Annotated in this window: 15 protein-coding genes; 7 read left to right on the forward strand and 8 right to left on the reverse strand. The window is 56.9% G+C overall.

Features of this window, described 5'->3' with window-relative positions; translation table 11 throughout:
- The first annotated feature begins 30 nt into the window (after positions 1 to 30).
- Together asnB and ACZ5C3_RS01875 are read left to right on the forward strand one after the other, a co-directional pair.
- Entirely contained in the window at positions 31 to 2,061 is a 2,031-nt protein-coding gene (gene asnB, locus ACZ5C3_RS01870; protein ID WP_464034820.1) for an asparagine synthase (glutamine-hydrolyzing), read from the forward strand.
- Positions 2,058 to 4,055, forward strand: coding sequence for a heparinase II/III domain-containing protein (locus ACZ5C3_RS01875; protein ID WP_464034822.1), 1,998 nt, complete (start codon positions 2,058 to 2,060; stop codon positions 4,053 to 4,055). The genes asnB and ACZ5C3_RS01875 overlap by 4 nt, the downstream gene beginning before the upstream one ends.
- A 60-nt stretch (positions 4,056 to 4,115) precedes the next feature.
- Here the strand turns inward: ACZ5C3_RS01875 and ACZ5C3_RS01880 are convergent, their stop codons facing one another.
- From ACZ5C3_RS01880 to ACZ5C3_RS01915, 8 genes are all read right to left on the reverse strand, one after another.
- A complete protein-coding gene (locus ACZ5C3_RS01880; protein ID WP_464034824.1) occupies positions 4,116 to 4,709 on the reverse strand; it encodes a hypothetical protein in 594 nt (197 codons plus the stop codon).
- An 89-nt stretch (positions 4,710 to 4,798) separates the two neighbouring features.
- Entirely contained in the window at positions 4,799 to 5,248 is a 450-nt protein-coding gene (csgH, locus tag ACZ5C3_RS01885) for a curli-like amyloid fiber formation chaperone CsgH (RefSeq protein WP_464044475.1), read from the reverse strand.
- A 134-nt stretch (positions 5,249 to 5,382) separates the two neighbouring features.
- Positions 5,383 to 6,873, reverse strand: coding sequence for a beta strand repeat-containing protein (locus ACZ5C3_RS01890; RefSeq protein WP_464034827.1), 1,491 nt, complete (start codon positions 6,871 to 6,873; stop codon positions 5,383 to 5,385).
- A gap of 305 nt (positions 6,874 to 7,178) precedes the next feature.
- Positions 7,179 to 9,821 (reverse strand): beta strand repeat-containing protein, encoded by a 2,643-nt coding sequence (locus ACZ5C3_RS01895; RefSeq protein ID WP_464034829.1) that lies wholly within the window; start codon positions 9,819 to 9,821, stop codon positions 7,179 to 7,181.
- Positions 9,822 to 10,097: 276 nt separating this feature from the next.
- On the reverse strand, positions 10,098 to 10,994 hold the full coding sequence (locus tag ACZ5C3_RS01900) for a CsgG/HfaB family protein (RefSeq protein ID WP_464044476.1): 897 nt from the start codon (positions 10,992 to 10,994) through the stop codon (positions 10,098 to 10,100).
- A gap of 35 nt (positions 10,995 to 11,029) precedes the next feature.
- Positions 11,030 to 11,500, reverse strand: coding sequence for a curli assembly protein CsgF (locus ACZ5C3_RS01905; protein ID WP_464034835.1), 471 nt, complete (start codon positions 11,498 to 11,500; stop codon positions 11,030 to 11,032).
- Positions 11,501 to 11,503: 3 nt separating this feature from the next.
- A complete protein-coding gene (locus ACZ5C3_RS01910; RefSeq protein ID WP_464034837.1) occupies positions 11,504 to 11,935 on the reverse strand; it encodes a hypothetical protein in 432 nt (143 codons plus the stop codon).
- A 232-nt stretch (positions 11,936 to 12,167) separates the two neighbouring features.
- On the reverse strand, positions 12,168 to 13,484 hold the full coding sequence (locus ACZ5C3_RS01915) for an MFS transporter (protein WP_464034839.1): 1,317 nt from the start codon (positions 13,482 to 13,484) through the stop codon (positions 12,168 to 12,170).
- 185 nt (positions 13,485 to 13,669) lie between these two features.
- On the opposite strand from ACZ5C3_RS01915, the gene cyoA reads away from it, so the two are divergent.
- The 5 genes from cyoA to ACZ5C3_RS01940 are packed head-to-tail and all read left to right on the forward strand — an operon-like array spanning position 13,670 to position 18,704.
- Positions 13,670 to 14,839 (forward strand): ubiquinol oxidase subunit II, encoded by a 1,170-nt coding sequence (cyoA, locus tag ACZ5C3_RS01920; protein ID WP_464038474.1) that lies wholly within the window; start codon positions 13,670 to 13,672, stop codon positions 14,837 to 14,839.
- A gap of 18 nt (positions 14,840 to 14,857) precedes the next feature.
- Positions 14,858 to 16,861, forward strand: a complete 2,004-nt coding sequence (gene cyoB / locus ACZ5C3_RS01925) for a cytochrome o ubiquinol oxidase subunit I (RefSeq protein ID WP_464034841.1) — start codon at positions 14,858 to 14,860, stop codon at positions 16,859 to 16,861.
- Between the two features lie 3 nt (positions 16,862 to 16,864).
- Positions 16,865 to 17,494 (forward strand): cytochrome o ubiquinol oxidase subunit III, encoded by a 630-nt coding sequence (cyoC, locus tag ACZ5C3_RS01930; RefSeq protein WP_464034842.1) that lies wholly within the window; start codon positions 16,865 to 16,867, stop codon positions 17,492 to 17,494.
- Positions 17,491 to 17,874 (forward strand): cytochrome o ubiquinol oxidase subunit IV, encoded by a 384-nt coding sequence (gene cyoD / locus ACZ5C3_RS01935; RefSeq protein WP_464034844.1) that lies wholly within the window; start codon positions 17,491 to 17,493, stop codon positions 17,872 to 17,874. Before cyoC ends, cyoD begins: the two co-directional genes overlap by 4 nt.
- A 53-nt stretch (positions 17,875 to 17,927) precedes the next feature.
- Positions 17,928 to 18,704 carry an SURF1 family protein gene (locus ACZ5C3_RS01940; RefSeq protein WP_464038475.1) on the forward strand — a complete coding sequence of 259 codons (777 nt, stop codon included), beginning with the start codon at positions 17,928 to 17,930 and terminating at the stop codon, positions 18,702 to 18,704.
- Positions 18,705 to 18,725: the final 21 nt, after the last annotated feature.

Genomic DNA, 18,725 nt, shown 5'->3' on the forward strand with positions numbered 1-18,725 from the left:
CCTTACTCAAGATCTGGAAGACGCCATTCAATGTGCGGAATTGTAGGAGTATTCGCTTTTGGACGGCAGCGTCGCGTTTCGCCTGATCTCATCAAGGCGATGCGTGACTGCATGGTCCATCGCGGGCCGGATGGCGGCGATTTGTGGATCTCCGAGCGAGAGCATATCGGCCTTGGTCATAGGCGGTTGTCCATCGTCGACCTGAGCAATTCAGCTAATCAACCCATGCCGAACGAAGACGGCCGGGTCTGGATTACGTTCAACGGCGAGATTTATAATCATGCGAGCTTCCGTAAGCCGCTAGAGCAGGCCGGGCACGTTTTCCGCACCGACCACTCCGACACGGAAATCCTGGTGCATGGTTACGAGGAGTGGGGAATAGACGGGTTGTTGTCCCGTATTTCCGGCGACTTCGCGTTTGGTCTTTATGATTCTCGCGACGACTCTCTTGTGGTTGTCCGCGACAATATCGGTGTGAAGCCGCTTTACTTTGCAGTCTTCAATGGCCAGTTCGCCTTTGCATCGGAAATCAAGGCCCTGCTCGCTCATCCGGAGGCGCCGCGCGATATCGATCCGTTTGCGATGGTGCACTACCTGAGCTTTCTGACGACACCGGCGCCCATGACCATGTTCAAGGGCATCTATAAGATCCCGCCCGGCTGTTACATCACGGTCGCGTCCGATGGGCGGATCAAGATGCACCGCTACTATGATGCGGTTCCTGGAAAGGGGATCGCTCCATCTGAGGTGGCTGGCCTCAGCGAGGCCGCGCTGGAAGATTTTTATGTTCAGGGCATTCGCAAGCGTCTGCACGGCTCCGTCGAGCGGCGTATGATGTCGGACGTGCCGTTTGGTGTCTTCCTGTCCGGCGGCATCGACTCGTCGACGAACGTCGCCTTGATGAGCGAGTTCACGGATCAGCCGCTCAATACTTTCACCGTCGGCTTTAAGGACTTTGAGCACCTCAACGAGCTGGATTACGCGAAGGTCGCATCACGCCGCTTCAACACCAAGCACCACGAAGTGCTGATCAACGAAGCGGATATGATCGGGTATCTCGAAAATCTGATCCATCATCAGGATGAGCCGCTCGCGGATTGGGTATGTATTCCACTGTATTTCATTTCCAAGCTCGCACGCGAGAGTGGCGTCACAGTCGTGCAGGTTGGCGAAGGTTCTGACGAACAGTTTTCCGGCTACGCCAGCTATATGGGCTACCAGCGTCTCTACCGGAAATATTGGCAGCCTTTCCGAAGGCTTCCCAAGCCTGTTCAACAATTGGCTGCTAACGCGGCAGTCGGCGCTTCTGCGTTACGGCCTGAATGGACAGTTTACGCCGATATCATTGATCGCGCCGCGAAGGATCGGGAGCATTTTTGGTCTGGCGCAATGGTGTTCTGGAACACGGCCAAGGATCGGCTTGTCCGTTATGACGCACTTGGGTCCAGCGATCATCACAGGACGATGGTTGATGCGGGCATCCTTGATCCGCTGTACCTCGTCCCGGATAGCTTCAACGTTATTAATTCGTTCTATGCGCCGTTCGATCAGGCGCATCCGGGTCAAGATCCGCTGACGCGTATGATCCATTCCGAGTTCCGGCTCAGGTTACCGGAATTGCTCTTGATGCGCGTCGACAAGATCTCGATGTCTGTTTCGCTAGAGGCACGCGTGCCTTTCCTCGACAAGGAGCTTGTCGATTTTTCGTTCGATATCCCCGAAGAGTGGAAGACCAAGAACGGTGAAGCCAAGTATATTTTGAAGAAGGCTGTTGAAGGGCTCATTCCGCACGAGCTGATCTATCGCAAAAAGATGGGGTTCGGCGCGCCAATGGCTGATTGGCTACGAGGTTCGTTTGGTGCTCAGGTTGAGCGTTCCGTCATGAATTCAGAGCTTCTCGCGCGCGGCTATTTCAATCTGGATTTCATCAGGCGTCTGTTTGCCGACCATCGATCGAAGCGAGCAGACACGAGCCTGCAGATCTGGACACTCTACAATCTGACGGCTTGGTATGATTACTGGATCGGACAACAAGGTTGCCGTCAGGGCCTGATGCCATGACTGCGAATATCGTGAATCGTCTTAAGCGACTTGGAAGTAAGCCGCCGAGCTATGTCGTGCGTCGGCTTGCCCAGGAAGTGCGCATGCAGTCAGAGCGCATTGTGGCGCCGGCTTTTGTTCGAATGATTTCCGGCCGTCGGTTGGCGCGCTGGGCGGGTGTTTCTTCTGTTGACGATCTCTGGGAAACGCTCGCTTCCAGACCTCATCCTGCACGGTCCGAACTGGTCGATCGCCTCGACTACGATCGCGCTTTTCCTGGCAGCGCGGAGATCATTCTTGTAGCGGCTGAACGCGCACTCAAGCACGAGATTGATCTTCTCGGCACCGGTGCAGTCCAGATGGGGCCGAATATCGATTGGCTTCAGGACTACAAGACCGGCGATCGCTGGCCTGTTCAATTCTGCAAGTCCATCAACTACCTCAACAAAGGGCGGCCAAGCGACGTCAAAATTCCCTGGGAGATTTCACGCCTGCAATGGCTCCTTCCGGTCGGCCAAGCGTATCTGTTGAGTGACGGAGATGAGCGCTATGCCAATGGTGCGCGTGCTGTGCTCGAAAGCTGGATTGCAAGCAACCCGTACGCCTATTCAGTCAACTGGTCCTGCACGATGGAGCCGGCGCTTCGGCTTCAGACATGGACCTGGCTCTTTCATGTCTTCGCGCGATCCAAAGCCTTGCGCGATCGCACGTTTCGCGACAAGTTTTTGACCTCGCTTTATTTACATGGTGCTTTCACCGAAGTTCACATCGAGCGCTCGACCATCAATGGAAATCATTTGACGTCGGATGCCGTTGGCCTCGTGTTCGCGGGACTGTTCTTTCGCGGAATAGGAGCGGCGGATCGATGGGCGCGCGAGGGCTGGCGAACGCTCAATGAAGAAATCGTCAAGCAGGTCCATTCTGACGGCGTGGATTTCGAAGCGTCAGTGCCTTATCACCGCTTGGTCGCTGAGCTATTTACGATGGCTGCTCGGTATCGTGTAGCTGCAGGGCTCTCAGTAGAGAAAGCCTATGCTGATCGGCTTGCGGCCATGGCCCACTTTACTGAAAGCTATAGCCGGCCTGACGGGACCAGTCCCCACTGGGGAGATGCAGACGATGGCCGGAGCCTGCCGTTGGGAACGCAGGCGCTGAGCGATCACCGCTATCTGCCTGGGTTGATTGCGAACACGATCGGTCGTTCGAACTGGTCAGGGACGTATGGTGACGAGCTGTTCTGGCATTCGGTGCCGGACGATGGGAGCGCGAAGGATTTGCCCATGACGTCCGCGCGCTTCGATGCCGGCGGTGTCTTTGTCCTAGCCGATTCCAAAAATCAGGTTTTCATCGATTGCGGCCCGGTTGGACTGGCCGGTCTTGGAGGTCACGGCCACAACGACGCGCTGTCCTTTGAAGCGTGGCTCCAGGGAGTTCCCGTCGTGGTCGACCCTGGCTCCTACGTCTACACGGCTGACTTCGCTGCACGTAATCATTTTAGATCAACGAGCATGCATAACACGGTGCAGGTGGACGATGAGGAAATCAATCGCCTCTATGCCCCCGATAATCTTTGGAATTTGCACGATGATGCACGGGCTCATCTGCTTGAGTTCGCAGCGGATCGTACGTCCAGTCGTTTCGCCGGAGAGCATTCCGGTTATCGCCGGCTAACTGATCCGGTCGGAATACAGCGAAACATCACGCTTGATCATTCGACCGGGACGCTGACGATCGAAGACATGATCGATGCAAAGGGCGTTCATGCGTTAAGCGCGCCGCTCCATTTGCCTTCAGACGCTCGTGTTGGTCTGGAAGATAATCGATACGTTATCACTGTGCGCGATAAACGTTTTGATCTCTCCTGGGAAGGACCGGGATGGCAAATTCATACGGAGGAAAGCAGCGTTTCGCCCTCGTATGGAATTCAAGTGCCGGCTCAAAAGATCGTTTGGAAAACCCGTTCGTCGGGTTCGGAACGGCTGAAAGTGATCATAAAGCCGATCCCGAACGGATGATAAGCGTCACCGCCAGCGCGGTCCATCGTGGCGCGCTGGAAACGATCTTAACCCAACGGGTTACTGACGCTTCGGATAGGGCGACTGCTGCTGGATTTCGACTGGGCTTGGTTCCCAGACGCGAGGCCGTGGCTTTGCTGTTGCTGGCGCGGCCTGCTGAGGTGTGTTTGCGGCGGTCGTTTGAACCGGTGGCGTTGGATTCGCGGCTTGAGGTGGTGTCGGCGCGTTTGCCTGGTCGAGACGCCCAGCGCGCACGTTAACGTACGCCACTGTTTGCGATTCGACATTGAAACCGCACTCATAGCTCACCCGAACCCAGGTCTTCGAAGCGTCCATGAAGCGCACGGAATCGCCTCGGAAACGGACGACTGCGTCGCTTGGTGATGACGGATCGGCCTGTTGGAAGATGCCGGAATTTGGACGCGAGAGCCAATCGAAGTCGCTGGGTGCTTTGGCTTCGATCTTCGGAGCGCAGAGTTCGCTCGCCCGATTAAGATTGTTCTTTACACAATTCTCGTCGCATCTCGGTGGTGCGGCTTGCCCCACCTGAGCTGCAGATTGCACGCCACTGGATGTTGCCACTGGGGGAGAGGTCTGTTGTGCAGAAGCTGCGGTGGTGCCGAGCAGCAGAAAGAACAGAAGAGAGCGTATCATTCTCAGGAACTCACATAGCGCCACAATGATGCGGAAGTGCTTCTTGTGCCGTGTTCGCAGCCGTTCGTATATTTCAGGACAAGCTGAAGTCAACGATTGAGTGGCGCCTGCGCGCGGCATTCGATGCCATCGTTCGATGTCGCGATCAATTCAACAACGGCGTGAGCATCCGTTTCGAGATTGATTGTCACACGGCCGACATGTGTTTGTGATCCAGCCGCAAGATCGAACTTGTTTCCCTGATTGATATTCGAAGATCCGGAAGGACCTGACTTCGTGACGATGAAGCGAAAATTGCCTGCGACGGCCGTGGAGCTGGTAATCGCGCCTGTCAATTCCACGGAATTCCCCGCACCGGATTTGCGGATCTCGCATTGGAGCGGGCCAGAAGCAGCGTGCGCTAGAACGGTCACAGTTGAATCCTCGGCGTAAGAGTTCGTGCAGGTCAACAAGGCTCCGGCGGTTAGCGCGAGCAAGATTGCGGCGAGGCCGCGCCAGACGCCTTGATGTCGTTGTTGGTCGGTCGGTTCGCGGAGCATTTTTCGGGTCTCCTTCCTGGCATCCACGTGATGGATCTAATGAGATGCTGAAGCGATCGCTATCAACCCCCGAAAGGCCGAGTCGATGAAAAGAAGGGGGCACGAACGTGCCCCCTTCGATTGTCGTTGTTGGATCAGTGCTTGATGCCCTGAGTGATGTTGACGGTGTTGCCCGAACCGTTCTGGAAGTAGGTGGCAGAGTTGTTGTTGCCATACTGTCCAACGGTTGCGGTGCTGTTGCCGCCCGTCTGCGTGCCGTTCACAGTGTTGCCGTTGCCGGCCTGTGAAATCGTTGCAGACGCCAGCATGAAGCCGTTCTGCGTGCTGTTGATGGTGTTGTTGTCACCGGTCTGATCTGCCAGCAGAGAAGCGTTGGCAACCGCCTGAGAGCTGTTCAGGATGTTGCCATTGCCGGTCTGAGTTGCCACCAGAGACCCGTTGCTGTTGCTCTGGAAGATCGTCATCTGGTTGCTGTTACCGATCTGCGCGGTGCTGACGAAACCATTCGTGCCAGCCTGAGTGTTGGTAAGCGTGTTGCTGTTGCCGCTCTGGATGCCGCCCATAAGGGTGTTGGACGAACCCGACTGGGTGTTGCTTACAACGTTGCTTGCGCCGTTTTGGGCGGTGTTGAAGTTGTTGCCCGCGCCGCTCTGGTTCGAAATGACGTTGTTGCTGTCGCCGAACTGGCTGGCATTCGCCGCCTGTCCCGAGCCGGTCTGGTTGAGGATCAGGAGATTGCCGGTGCCGCCGCCCTGGCTAAAAATTGCCAGATGGCCATCGAATGGCGAGCTGCCGCCGTTGCTCTGGTTCACGAAGAGGGTGCCGAAGGAGCCCGACTGCGATCCCAAAGCCGAGTTTGATGCGCCGGTCTGGGTCACGGACAGCGTGCTGCTGGTCGATGATTGATCGGTGCTCGAGGAGTTGCCCGATCCAGTCTGCACGACGGTGGTTGTCGAGCTGGCGCCGGCACTCTGCGATGCGAGGGCGAAGTTGCCAATTGGGCCGGTGCCGCTTTGCGTCAGGTTGATCGTATCGTTGGACGACGTGGCATCCTGGCTGGCATGCGCTTCGTTGCCGTCGTTGGCCTGCGTCACGGTGATGGTGTTGGTCGCGCCGCCCTGGTCAATGCCGAACGTATTGTTGTTGCCGTTTTGGGTCAGAGTGACCGTGCTACCGGCGGTGGCGCTCTGGTTGATGGCGTCGACATCGCCGGTCGCCGAGAAGTTCAGAGCCTTCGTGGCGTCAAACACGCCGTTGCCGTTGCCGGTCTGCGACAGCGTGACGGTGCTGCTGTTGCCGGACTGGGTGACGTTGGCGGTGTTGTTCGCGCCTGACTGCACCAGCGAGCCTGGTGCCGGATTGTTCGGCGTCGCGCCCTTGAAGATGTTGTCGTCGCCCGACTGCGTGACGGTCAGCGAATTGAGGTTGCCGCTTTGAACGAGCGAATTGCTGATCGAGGTCCCAGTTCCAGCGATATTGCCGTTGCCGGTCTGATTGATAGTGACCACACCGTTGGTGCCTGTCTGGTTGATGTTGGTCTGATTGTTGAGGTCGTCCGCGAATGCGGCCGATGCCGCCAAGGCTGCGATGACGCTGACCGAGGCGAGTAAAAGATGCTTTTTCATTGAATGACTCCGTTACCGGGAGGTGGAATTTCCTCCCGCCTTCAAGCGTCAAAACAGCCAAGCCAGCCCCGGCACGTCCTTAACGCCCGGTAAATGCTAAACCACGCGTAAGTATAAACTGCAATGTAAAGAGGTCATATCGTCGCAATTAAAGTAAAATTTAATCTTACTGAAGTGATTATGAAGTAAAACTGAAATATAACTGTCTTATTCGCGACGAATAACCGTTGCAAAACTTTCAAATTGAATTTCGACGAACAAATAGACGAGGGAGGGGCGTGAGACCCCTCCCTCGATTTCTGCACTCAGTGTTTGCCCTGAGTGATGTTCACGGTGTTGCCAGTGCCCGACTGCGTGTAAGCGGCGCTGTTCATGTTGCCGTACTGAGTCACGGTCGCGCTGTTGTTGCTGCCGGACTGCATGCCGTTGACGACGTTGTTGCTGCCGTTCTGCGTAATGTTGGCAACCAGCATCACGCCACCGTTCTGGGTGGAGTTGATGATGTTGTTGTTGCCGTTCTGCGCAGTGATCAGCATCGCGTCAGGTGAGCTCTGGTTGTTGGTGAGCTGATTGCCATTACCGATCTGGGTCGCGATCGCGGTCTGCGATCCGGTGCCAAACTGGTTGTTGTTGATGTTGTTGCCGTTGCCGGTTTGCATGGCGGTGAACGAAGAGCCAACAGTCGACTGGCCATTCGTGATCACGTTGCCATTGCCATTCTGGCTGAGAATGAAGCTCTCGTTATTGCCAGCCTGGGTGCTGTTCACGATGTTGCCGCTGCCGGTCTGTGCAGCCTGAGTCGGAATGCCCGGGCCGAACAATTGGCCACCCGTGTAGTCGTTCGCGCCAAACTGAGTGTTGCTGAACGAGTTGTGATCGCCGGTCTGAGACACCTCAATCGTGCTGCCAACGTTCGACTGGCTTGAGCTGAACGAGTTGGCGGTTCCGGCCTGCGAGATCGACAGGGTCAGGTTGTCGCCAAGCTGAGACAGCAAAACCGTACCTTGGTTCGAGGCCGCGCCCAGCGAGCCTTGATCGATGGAGACAGTGTTGCCGCTCTGTTTGGACATGCCCGTCTGCTGAGTGAAGACGTTGTTCCCGTCGCCGAACTGCTGAACGCGAGCAGTCTGATCATCTCCAGCCTGGATGTTGGTCAGCGTGTTGCCGTTGCCCTGTTGGCCAATTGCTGTATTGCCGGTCAGCAGAAAGCTCGAGGTGCTTTGTGTCTGGTCGCTGTTGATGACGTTGTTGTCGCCATTCTGGTTCGTGTCGAAGCTGTTGCCAGACTTGGCTTGCGCCGACGTAATGCTGTTGCCATTGCCAGTTTGTACAGCACTTGCGTTGTTGGTGTGGCCGCTCTGCGTGTTGGTGACAATGTTGCTGCCGCCGTTCTGCGTGATGTTGGCAACCAGTGTCTTGCCGCCGCTCTGGGTGGAGCTGACAATATTGCTGGTGCCGGTTTGCGAGGCATTCAGCATCGCGTCTGGCGAGGTCTGGGTGCTGGTCAGCTGATTGCCGTTACCGGCCTGAGTCACGATCGCAGTCTGTGAGCCGGAGCCGAACTGGTTGCTGTTGATGTTATTGCTGTCGCCGACCTGCATGGCCGTGAGCGAAGAGCGAGCCGTCGATTGGCTGTTCGAGATCACGTTGCCATTGCCATTCTGGCCGAAAATGAAGCTCTCGTTGTTGCCAGCCTGGGTGTTGGTCGCCTTGTTGTTGCTGCCGATCTGTGCAGCCTGGGTCGGAATGCCCGTCGAGCCGATCATGAACGGCAGACCACCCGCGTAGTCGTTCTTGCCGATCTGATTGTTGCTGAACGAGTTGTGATCGCCAGTCTGAGACACCTCAGCCGTGCTGCGAATGTTCGACTGGGTTGAGGTGACCGAGTTAGCCGTGCCGGCCTGCGAGACCGACAGGGTCAGGTTGTCGCCAGTCTGAGAAAGCGTAACAGAACCCTGGTTCGAGGTTGCGCCCAGCGAGCCCTGATTGATGATGACGGTGTTGCCGCTCTGTTTCGACATGCCCGTCTGCTGGTTGAAGACGGTGTTGGCGTCACCGATCTGCTGAACGGTTGCGGTCTGGTAGTCACCAGATTGGATGTTAGTCAGAGTGTTGCCGTTACCGGTTTGGGCACCGCTCAGCAGGAAGCTTGAGGTGCTCTTTGTTTGATCGTTGGTGGCGATATTGTTGTTGCCGGTTTGCGTCGTCTCGAACGTGTTGCCAGACTTTTGCTGCGTTGACGTAACGCTGTTGTTGTTGCCCATTTGGGCGGCGCTGGCGTTGTTGAAGGAGCCCGTCTGAGTCAACGAGATGGTGTTGCTGTTGCCGAGCTGAATGGTGCGAGCGCTATGGCCATCGATCGCTGATCCGCCATTGCTCTGGGTCACGGAGATCGAATCGCTGTCGCCATTCTGGCTGCTGCTAATGTTGCTGGCGGCGCCCTTCTGGCTGAAGGTGACGCTGCTGCCGGTGCCGGATTGCGTTGATTCCAGCGTGTTGTTGGTGCCCTTCTGGGTGATCGTGGTCTGAAGGTTTGAGCCGGAGTCCTGCGAAGCCTCGGTCGAGTTGCCGTTACCCTTCTGCGACAGCGTGACGGTACCATTGTCGCCGCCCTGGGTGATGTTCGCCTGATTGTTTTTGCCCGACTGTACCAGCGAGCCAGGTGTTCCATCGGTGGCAACACCCTGGAAGGTGTTCTTGTTGCCCGACTGCGTGACGGTCAGCGAATTGAGATTGCCGCTCTGGACGAGAGAGTTGCTGATCGATGGAGCGACCGACGGATCGGCAGTTCCGGCGATGTTCCCGGTGCCTGTCTGATTGATGGTGGCCTGGCCGTTGGTGCCGGTCTGATTGATGTTGGCCTGATTGTTGATGTCGTCCGCGAATGCGGCGGATGCCGCCAAGGCCGCGATAACGCTGACCGAGGCCAATAAAAGATGCTTTTTCACTTGGATCACTCCATTACCGAGAGGTGAATCCCCTCGCGACTGTGAGCGCCCAACGCGGCCAAGCCTGCCCCGGCACGTCGTTAACGCCCGGTTAATGCTAAAACACGCGCAAGTATAAACTGCAATGTAAAGAGGTCAGATTGTCGCAGTTAAAGTAAAATTTAATATCTATGCAGTAATATCGAAATAAAAATGAAAAATAATCGTCGATTTACTGAAGTAAAACTGTCGCAAATTACTGTGCGCGATTTCGATGTTCGCGCACACGTTTGTCGTTCAGCCCTCGGACTTCTTCGCCACCGGGGCCGGAAGCGGAGTTGCGGTGACCGTCTCCTTCGACAGATAGCTCTGCAGCAATGCGCGGCCGCTTTTCTGATCCGCGAAATTCCAGATGCCTTTCTGCACGCCCTGCATGATGGTGGCGTATACACCCAGATCGATGGCCTGACGCACGGCGAGCTGTGTGGGTTCGGTGCGGGTGACGCCTGCTTCAGCCTGAAGCAGTTTGTCGATCGAGACGAACTTGTAGACGTTGGCGCGCAGCGCGATCGAATAGACCGTCTTGGTGGTCGTAATGCTCGTCAGGACTTCGCCCGTCTGAACGGACACAATGCGCATGGCGACGGTGACCGTGTCCTGCCGGTATTGCACGTCGCCGCCAATATTGAGGAAGTTCGCACCAGCGCCGCCGGTGATGACGTTGCCATCGAAGCCGATAATACCGCCTTCGACCAGCAGGCCGGCGAAACGGATTGGCGGCAGCGGTCGTGCATTCTCGCCTTCGAATTCGGCGCGCGTCACCTTCACAAGCTGACGCTCGTTGAGGAGGTCGCTTAGACCATTGCGCTCATTCACCGTGAACCAGCGCCCGTGCCCCGCACGCTGAAGTGCATCGATCACGAAACCCGATCCGCCCTGTGTCACGGCTTTGGAAAACACGGCCACGTTGTCATTGGGCTCGTTCTTGCCGGTCAAATCCTGAAATTGGTAGACAGCGATGTCGAGCTTTCGCTTGGGCGGAATCAGATTTTCCAAATCAAGAGCGGTCGGTGAAGCCGGAGTCAGAATTGGTGCTTCCTCGAGCAACTCCCGGCCTTTCGGCTCCGTAACACAACCGGCAAGCAGCACGGCCAAGCCGACTAACGGCATAAATTTAACAGCAGACAACATCATCCAACTCTGACTCGTGATTTTAACCAGCGCTCGCCTTAAGGGGTGGTCGTGGGAGGCGACGGGATCTCCACATGGGTGATGGTCTGGCCGTCGTTGATGGTGACGTCGATGGTGCCGTTAGCGTTCTTCGAGTAGGTGATCGTCGTCCCTCCGAACGTGAACGTGCCGTTTGTTGCGGCACTCGAGCCGAAAATCTGCTGCGTGATTTGATTGGCGAGCGACGAATAAAGCTGGCTTTGTAATTGTTGCGCGAAGATCTGCCCGGGTGTGGGGGTGCCCCCGACGCCACCCGAACCGCTCGAGCCCGATTGGGTGAATTGGTTTTGCGCCTGTGCCGAACCCAACAAAGCGGAGCCGTTCAACGGATTGCCGCCGAATGTCGGGTTGGTTGGCGTGTAAACCAGCGTACCAGCTTGCGCCGAGCCTATGACTGCAAGAAGTGCTGCGCCAACCAGCGAAAAGCGGCGTGCGGTATTGCTGCGCACCGGAATAACTCCAGACGTCACTTTTTATCTTCTTCCATACTGTTGAACGGAGATCGGCGCCGGGGCCGTTCCGACCACTTGAATTTGGTAAGACAGGCCGGTCCCAACCTGAAGGTTGTTGATGGTGTTACCGCTGCCATTCACGCCGATCGATGTGGTGTTCGAATTACCGATCTGTGTGGTCGTGACCGTATTCTGTGCGCCGTTGACCGTCAGGTTCGACGAGTTTTGCGATCCGTTCTGATATTGATTGGTAATGTTGCCGCTGCCGCTGAGCGTAGCAGTGGCTGTGTTCACCTGCCCAATCTGCGTCACCGTCGAAGACAAAGCTGGCGCAAAAGTTGCACTCGATGGCTGCGACGCGGCTTGGTTGATGAGCTGATAGGCAGAAAGATCGGTGTACGGATTCGGCGTGGTAGAGTTGACCTGCTGCGCAAATGCTAAACTTGGCGCCATACAGGCAGACCCACACAAAACCATCGCGCCAAATGCTGTGAATGCGCCACGCGCACGTCGAGATTTCTGAGACACTTGACCACTTCCCCGATGTTACGGGTAGGCGGTAGCACGCGGCTCACTACAGTTTTGCGACAATTTGATTGGTGCGGTCGACGCGGTCATCACAAGTGCCCACCGTCGAAGCATCGTGTTGCGATGAAGTAACGCCGCGCGGATGTTGTCGTTAAATTTATCGGCTATCGAGCCTCTGGCTGAGGGTCAAAGCCAGCAGTGTGCATGCTGCACCGGATAGTAGGTATGCGCCGGCAGACAACAATCCAAAGTTGCTCGACAGAAGAAGTGCGACGAGCGGTGCAAAGCCGGCGCCGAACAACCACGCGAAATCCGACGTCAATGCAGACGCCGTGTAGCGATTTGCGCGCGAAAAATTCGATGCGACCGATCCCGATGACTGTCCAAACGAGATGCCGAGCAAAATAAAGCCGATGATCATGAACACGGCTTCACCGGCTCCGCCGCCGTTCAGGAGTTGGGGAGCGAAGCCGCTGAAAGCTGCAATGGCCGCGGCTGACACGCCGAGCAGTGTTCGGCGGCCGAGGCGGTCTGCGATTGGTCCGGATGCGATGATCGCCGCGACGCCGAAGATGGCTGCGACGGTTTCGATGATGAGGAACCGACCGGGTCCTTCCTGTGTGAACAGAAAAACCCATGAAAGCGGGAAGACGGTAACCATGTGAAACAGCGCGAAGCTGGCAAGCGGGGCAAACGTACCGACAAGGACGTTTCGTCCTTCTGCGCGCAAAGTTCTTACAACTGGTTTCGGCTCCAGGTCCCCGCTTTCGAACAGCTCAGAGTACTGCGGGGTCACCACGATGCGAAGCCGTGCGAACAGCGCTACGACGTTGATCGCGAATGCGACAAAGAACGGATAGCGCCAGCCCCAATCGAGAAAATCCGCCGCAGACAATTTCGTGATGAAGAAGGCAAACAAGGCGCTGGCAACCATCAGGCCGAGTGGCGCGCCGAGCTGCGGGATCATCGCGTACCATCCGCGACGTTGTTCCGGCACGTTCAACGCAAGAAGCGGAGCCAGGCCATCCCACGTGCCGCCGAGCGCCAGTCCTTGTCCAATGCGAAGCAGAGCGAGAAGCCAAGCAGACAGATGACCGATCTGGTCGTGTCCGGGCAGGAATGCGACCGCCACGGTGGAGGTCCCGAGCATGAACAGTGCGATGGTCATTTTCACGCCGCGGCCATAGACGCGGTCGATGGCCATGAAGATGGTGGTGCCGATCGGGCGCACGATAAAAGCGAGCGCAAAGATGGCGAACGAATAGAGCGTGCCGGTGAGTGGGTCGACATAGGGAAAGACCAGCTTCGGAAACACCACGACCGACGCAATGGCGTAGACAAAGAAATCGAAGAATTCCGAAGTCCGTCCAATAATGACGCCGATCGCAATCTCGCCCGTGTTGACGCTGTCGTGAGCGTTTTCGCCCTGCGCCTCACGGCGCGGTGACGCGGAAGCCGTGATGTCCATGCTCATGATCGATCTCGCGTCCTTCTCGGAAACACAAAAATTGCGGCAAGCGCGGGTAACCCGCCGTCCGACTGTCCCTTTTTGTCATTGGCGATTGTTTTGAGGGATTGGGCAAATTGTCCAATGTCTCTTTCGCTGCCGTGAAGCTACGCGGAACATCAGATGCGAAACTCTTATTGGCAGGACAGATGGTGCGCCGCTTTCGTCAATTCGCCCTGTTGCCACTCGTGGCGATGTTGGGAGCCTGCAAGGCAGTGGTTCTTTCTCCGTCCGGGGACGTCGCGGAGCAGCAGCGGGATATTCTGATCCAGTCGACCTCGCTGATGCTGCTGATCGTCGTGCCGGTCATGGCGCTGATTGCGATCGTGGCATGGCGCTATCGTGAATCAAATACGACCGCCACATATGAACCGGATTGGGATCATTCGACCCATCTTGAGCTCGTCATTTGGTCTGTACCGCTGCTGATCGTCATCTGTATCGGAGCGATCACCTGGGCGAGCACGCATCTGCTGGACCCATATCGTCCGCTCGGTCGCATCGCGGAGGAACGTCCCATCCCGGCCAACACCAAGCCGTTGAGAGTCGATGTCGTTGCGCTCGATTGGAAGTGGCTGTTCATCTATCCCGAGTACAACATCGCAACCGTCAACGAGATGGCGGCGCCGGTCGATCGCCCGATTGATTTTCGCATTACGTCATCGTCCGTGATGAATTCCTTCTTCATCCCGGCGCTTGCGGGGCAGGTATATGCGATGCCTGCGATGCAGACCCAGCTGAAGGCCGTGATCAACAAGCCTGGCGTCTACCAGGGCTTCTCCGCCAATTATAGCGGCGCGGGCTTCTCCGGCATGCGTTTCGCATTTCTCGGCGTGAATGACACTGATTTCGATCGCTGGATCGCCAAAGCGCGGACTGAATCCACGAAGCTTGATCGTGCGGTTTACTTGCAACTCGAGAAGCCGAGCGAAAATGAGCCGGTCCGCCGCTACGCTAACGTCGATTCAACGCTGTTCAACGCCATCATCAATATGTGCGTTGAATCCAGCAAGATGTGCATGAGTGAGATGTCGGCCATCGACGCGAAGGGCGGCCTTGGACTCGAAGGCGCGAGAAATACGCTTCCATTGACCTACGACAAATACGCGCGCCGCGGTGCCGTATTCGGTGCAGACCAGGCATATGTCGCCAGCCTGTGTACGGTGCAAGAAGCGGAGAACCGCCCTATGGAAGTACAAGCTCTACCGATGCTCGATCTGTCGCGCCTCAAGGGCGCGGGCCTGCCGCCGCCGTCGTTCTCGCCGCTACAGTCCTCACCATCGCTGTCGTTGAGCGCGATCCGTCGTCCATCCAATACCTGATGCAAAATGAGCTTTGAGATGTTGACTGATTCCTCCTTCCTCAAGTTCGTTTTCGGCAGGCTCACGTTGGACGCCATTCCGTATCACGAGCCTATTCTTGTCGCGACATTCGCGGTCGTCGCTCTGGGCGGTATCGCGGTCGTTGGGGCTGTTACTTACTACCGGCTGTGGGGTTACCTCTGGACAGAATGGTTTACCAGCGTCGACCACAAGCGCATCGGCGTCATGTACATGGTGCTCGGCATCGTCATGCTGCTGCGCGGCTTCGCCGACGCGATCATGATGCGTCTGCAGCAGGCGATCTCTTTCGGGGCGTCGGAAGGCTATCTGCCCGCGCACCACTACGACCAGATCTTCACCGCCCACGGCGTGATCATGATCTTCTTCGTCGCCATGCCTTTGGTGACGGGGCTGATGAACTATGTCGTGCCGCTGCAGATCGGCGCGCGCGACGTCTCCTTCCCCTTCCTGAATAATTTCAGTTTCTGGATGACGGTCGGTGGTGCTGTGCTGACGATGCTCTCGCTGTTCGTCGGCGAATACGCCCGCACCGGATGGCTGGCCTATCCGCCGCTGTCGGGCATCGCCTACAGTCCTGATGTCGGTGTCGACTATTACATCTGGGGACTTCAGGTTGCGGGCGTGGGGACGACGTTATCGGGCATCAATCTCATCGCGACGATCGTGAAGATGCGCGCGCCTGGCATGACCATGATGAGGATGCCGGTCTTCACCTGGACCTCGCTCTGTACGAACGTTCTGATCGTGGCGTCGTTTCCCATCCTGACAGCAGTGCTGGCGCTGCTGACGCTCGATCGATACGTCGGCACCAACTTCTTCACGAACGACTTCGGGGGCAACCCGATGATGTACGTGAACCTGATCTGGATCTGGGGCCATCCGGAAGTCTACATTCTCGTGCTGCCGGCATTCGGGATCTATTCCGAAGTGACGTCGGCGTTCTGCGGAAAGCGCCTCTTTGGCTACACGTCGATGGTCTATGCCACGGTGTGTATCACCATTCTGTCCTATCTGGTGTGGCTGCACCATTTCTTCACGATGGGTTCCGGCGCGAGTGTCAATTCATTCTTTGGCATCACGACGATGATCATCTCGATCCCGACGGGGGCGAAGATCTTCAACTGGCTGTTCACGATGTATCGCGGCCGCATTCGGTTCGAGCTTCCGATGATGTGGACGGTCGGATTCATGCTGACCTTTGTGATCGGCGGCATGACCGGTGTGATGCTCGCGGTCCCGCCGGCTGACTTCGTTCTTCACAACAGCCTCTTCCTGATCGCACACTTCCATAACGTGATCATCGGGGGTGTGGTGTTTGGCGCATTCGCCGGCATCACCTACTGGTTCCCCAAGGCGTTCGGATTCAAGCTCGATCCGTTCTGGGGGAAGATGTCGTTCTGGTTCTGGTTTTCCGGCTTCTACTTCGCCTTCATGCCTCTCTATGTCCTGGGATTCATGGGAGCGACGCGGCGGCTGCGGCACTTCGACGATCCATCGATGCAGATATGGACCGTGATCGCTGCGTTCGGCGCGTTCCTGATCCTGCTCGGCATCCTGTCCTTCCTTGTCCAGATTTACGTCAGCATCCGCAATCGCGAGGCGCTGAAGGATGTAACCGGCGATCCGTGGAACGCGCGGACGCTCGAGTGGTCCACGTCTTCACCGCCACCGGCTTACAACTTCGCATTCACGCCGGTGGTGCATGATCTCGATGCCTGGTGGGACATGAAGCGGCGTGGCTATACGCGCCCGCTCGAGGGCTTCAAGTCGATCCATATGCCGAGTAACACCGGCGCCGGCGTGGTCCTCGCTGCTCTCAGCACGGTCTTCGGCTTCGCCATGATCTGGTACATGTGGTGGCTGGCGATCCTGAGTTTTGCCGGACTTCTCGCCGCAGCGATCGTCCACACTTTCAACTACAAGCGCGACTTCTATTTCCCCGAGGATCAGGTCGTGCAAGCCGAAGGCGAGCGGACGCGCCGTCTCGCACTGGAGGCCTGAACCATGGATCTGGCGGTTAAACATAATACGAGCGCGCAGGCGCCGGCTTTCTATGTCGTTGACGAGCATCATGCCGAAGGCGGCAGCACGATGCTCGGCTTCTGGATCTACTTGATGAGCGACTGTCTCATCTTTGCGGTGCTGTTCGCCACTTATGGCGTACTCGGCGCTAACTACGCTGCCGGACCTTCGCCGAAGGATCTGTTCGACCTGCGGCTGGTGGCGGTCAATACGTCGATGCTGCTGCTTTCTTCCATCACCTATGGCTTTGCCATGCTGGCGATGGCGAAGGGACGCGTCGGTGCCATGCAGGGTTGGCTCGTGGCGACCGCCTTGTTTGGTCTCGCTTTTATCGGAATCGAGCTGACCGAATTCGCACACATGATTCACGAAGGGGCGACGCCGCAACGCAGCGCCTTCTTGTCCTCGTTCTTCGCTTTGGTCGGCACGCACGGGCTTCATGTGAGCTTCGGTCTCATCTGGCTATTTACGTTGATGACGCAGGTCGCACGTCACGGGCTTATTCCGGCAAACATGCGCCGGCTGACGTGTCTCAGTATGTTCTGGCACTTCCTCGACGTGATCTGGATTGGTGTGTTTACTTTTGTCTATCTGATGGGAATGCTTCGATGAGCGCAAATACCCACGCCGGTCAGGATCCGCACGGTCATTCCCACACCGACGATCATGCCCACGGCTCGCTGCAGAGCTACATGGTTGGCTTCTGGCTGTCGGTGATCCTGACCGCGATCCCGTTCTATCTCGTCATGAGCGGCGTGATCGAGAACAAACAGCTTACGTCGGTCGTTATCATGGCCTTTGCTGCGGCCCAGATTATCGTCCACATGATATGCTTCCTGCATATGAACGCGAAGTCGGAGAGCGGCTGGACCCTGATGGCGCTGCTCTTCACGATCATTATCGTGGTCATCACGCTCTCTGGCTCACTGTGGGTGATGTATCATCTCAACACCAACATGATGGCTGGCCATGACATGAGTCAGCTGCCATGATGATCATCTTCGAGACCCGAGAGGCCATGGCCGGAGGACAGACGTCTTCCCGCATGACTCCGTGTCTCGAAGAAGAGACATTGGGCAGTTCGCGCTCGTCTGTACGAAAGCTCATTGCGCTTGGCGTCGTTGCCCTTGTTAGCTGTGCGATTCTCTGTGCTTTGGGCGTTTGGCAGCTTGAGCGGCGCGTCTGGAAGCTCGATCTGATCAAAAGGGTGGACGAGCGCGTTCATGCATCGCCGGTATCGGCTCCCAGTCCGTCGGCTTGGGCGCATGTTAACGCAGCCGATGACGCATATCGCCACGTCTTCGTAAAAGGGAAATTTCTCGATAGCCGGGCAACGCTGGTCAAGGCGGTTACCGAACAGGGGCCGGGTTTTTGGGTGATGGCACCGTTCCGCACCAACGATGGCTTCTCGGTGCTGATCAATCGGGGATTTGTCCCGTCTGAGCAAGACATTCACGAAGCGCTCAAGGCGCGCGGTGGTGTGACGACGGTAACTGGTTTGCTGCGCATCAGTGAACCGGGTGGTGGATTTCTCAGGAAAAACGATCCGGCAGCTGATCGCTGGTATTCTCGCGATGTCGACGCGATCGCCCACTCACGCGGGATAAAGGATACCGCGCCCTATTTCATCGATGCGGATGCCGGTGCGGACCCTCGGGCATTGCCCGTCGGGGGATTGACCGTGATCTCTTTTCCGAACAACCATTTGATTTATGCGATAACTTGGTTCGGTCTAGCGCTCATGCTGCTGGGGTGGATGGCTTATGCTGCACGGCAAGAATGGGCCTTGCGCAAATTACATTCCGGACGAACAATCATTTGAGCGCGGGCGCGCGAATTTCAG

It is taken from the genome of Afipia dichlorophenoxyacetatis (genome assembly GCF_055386385.1).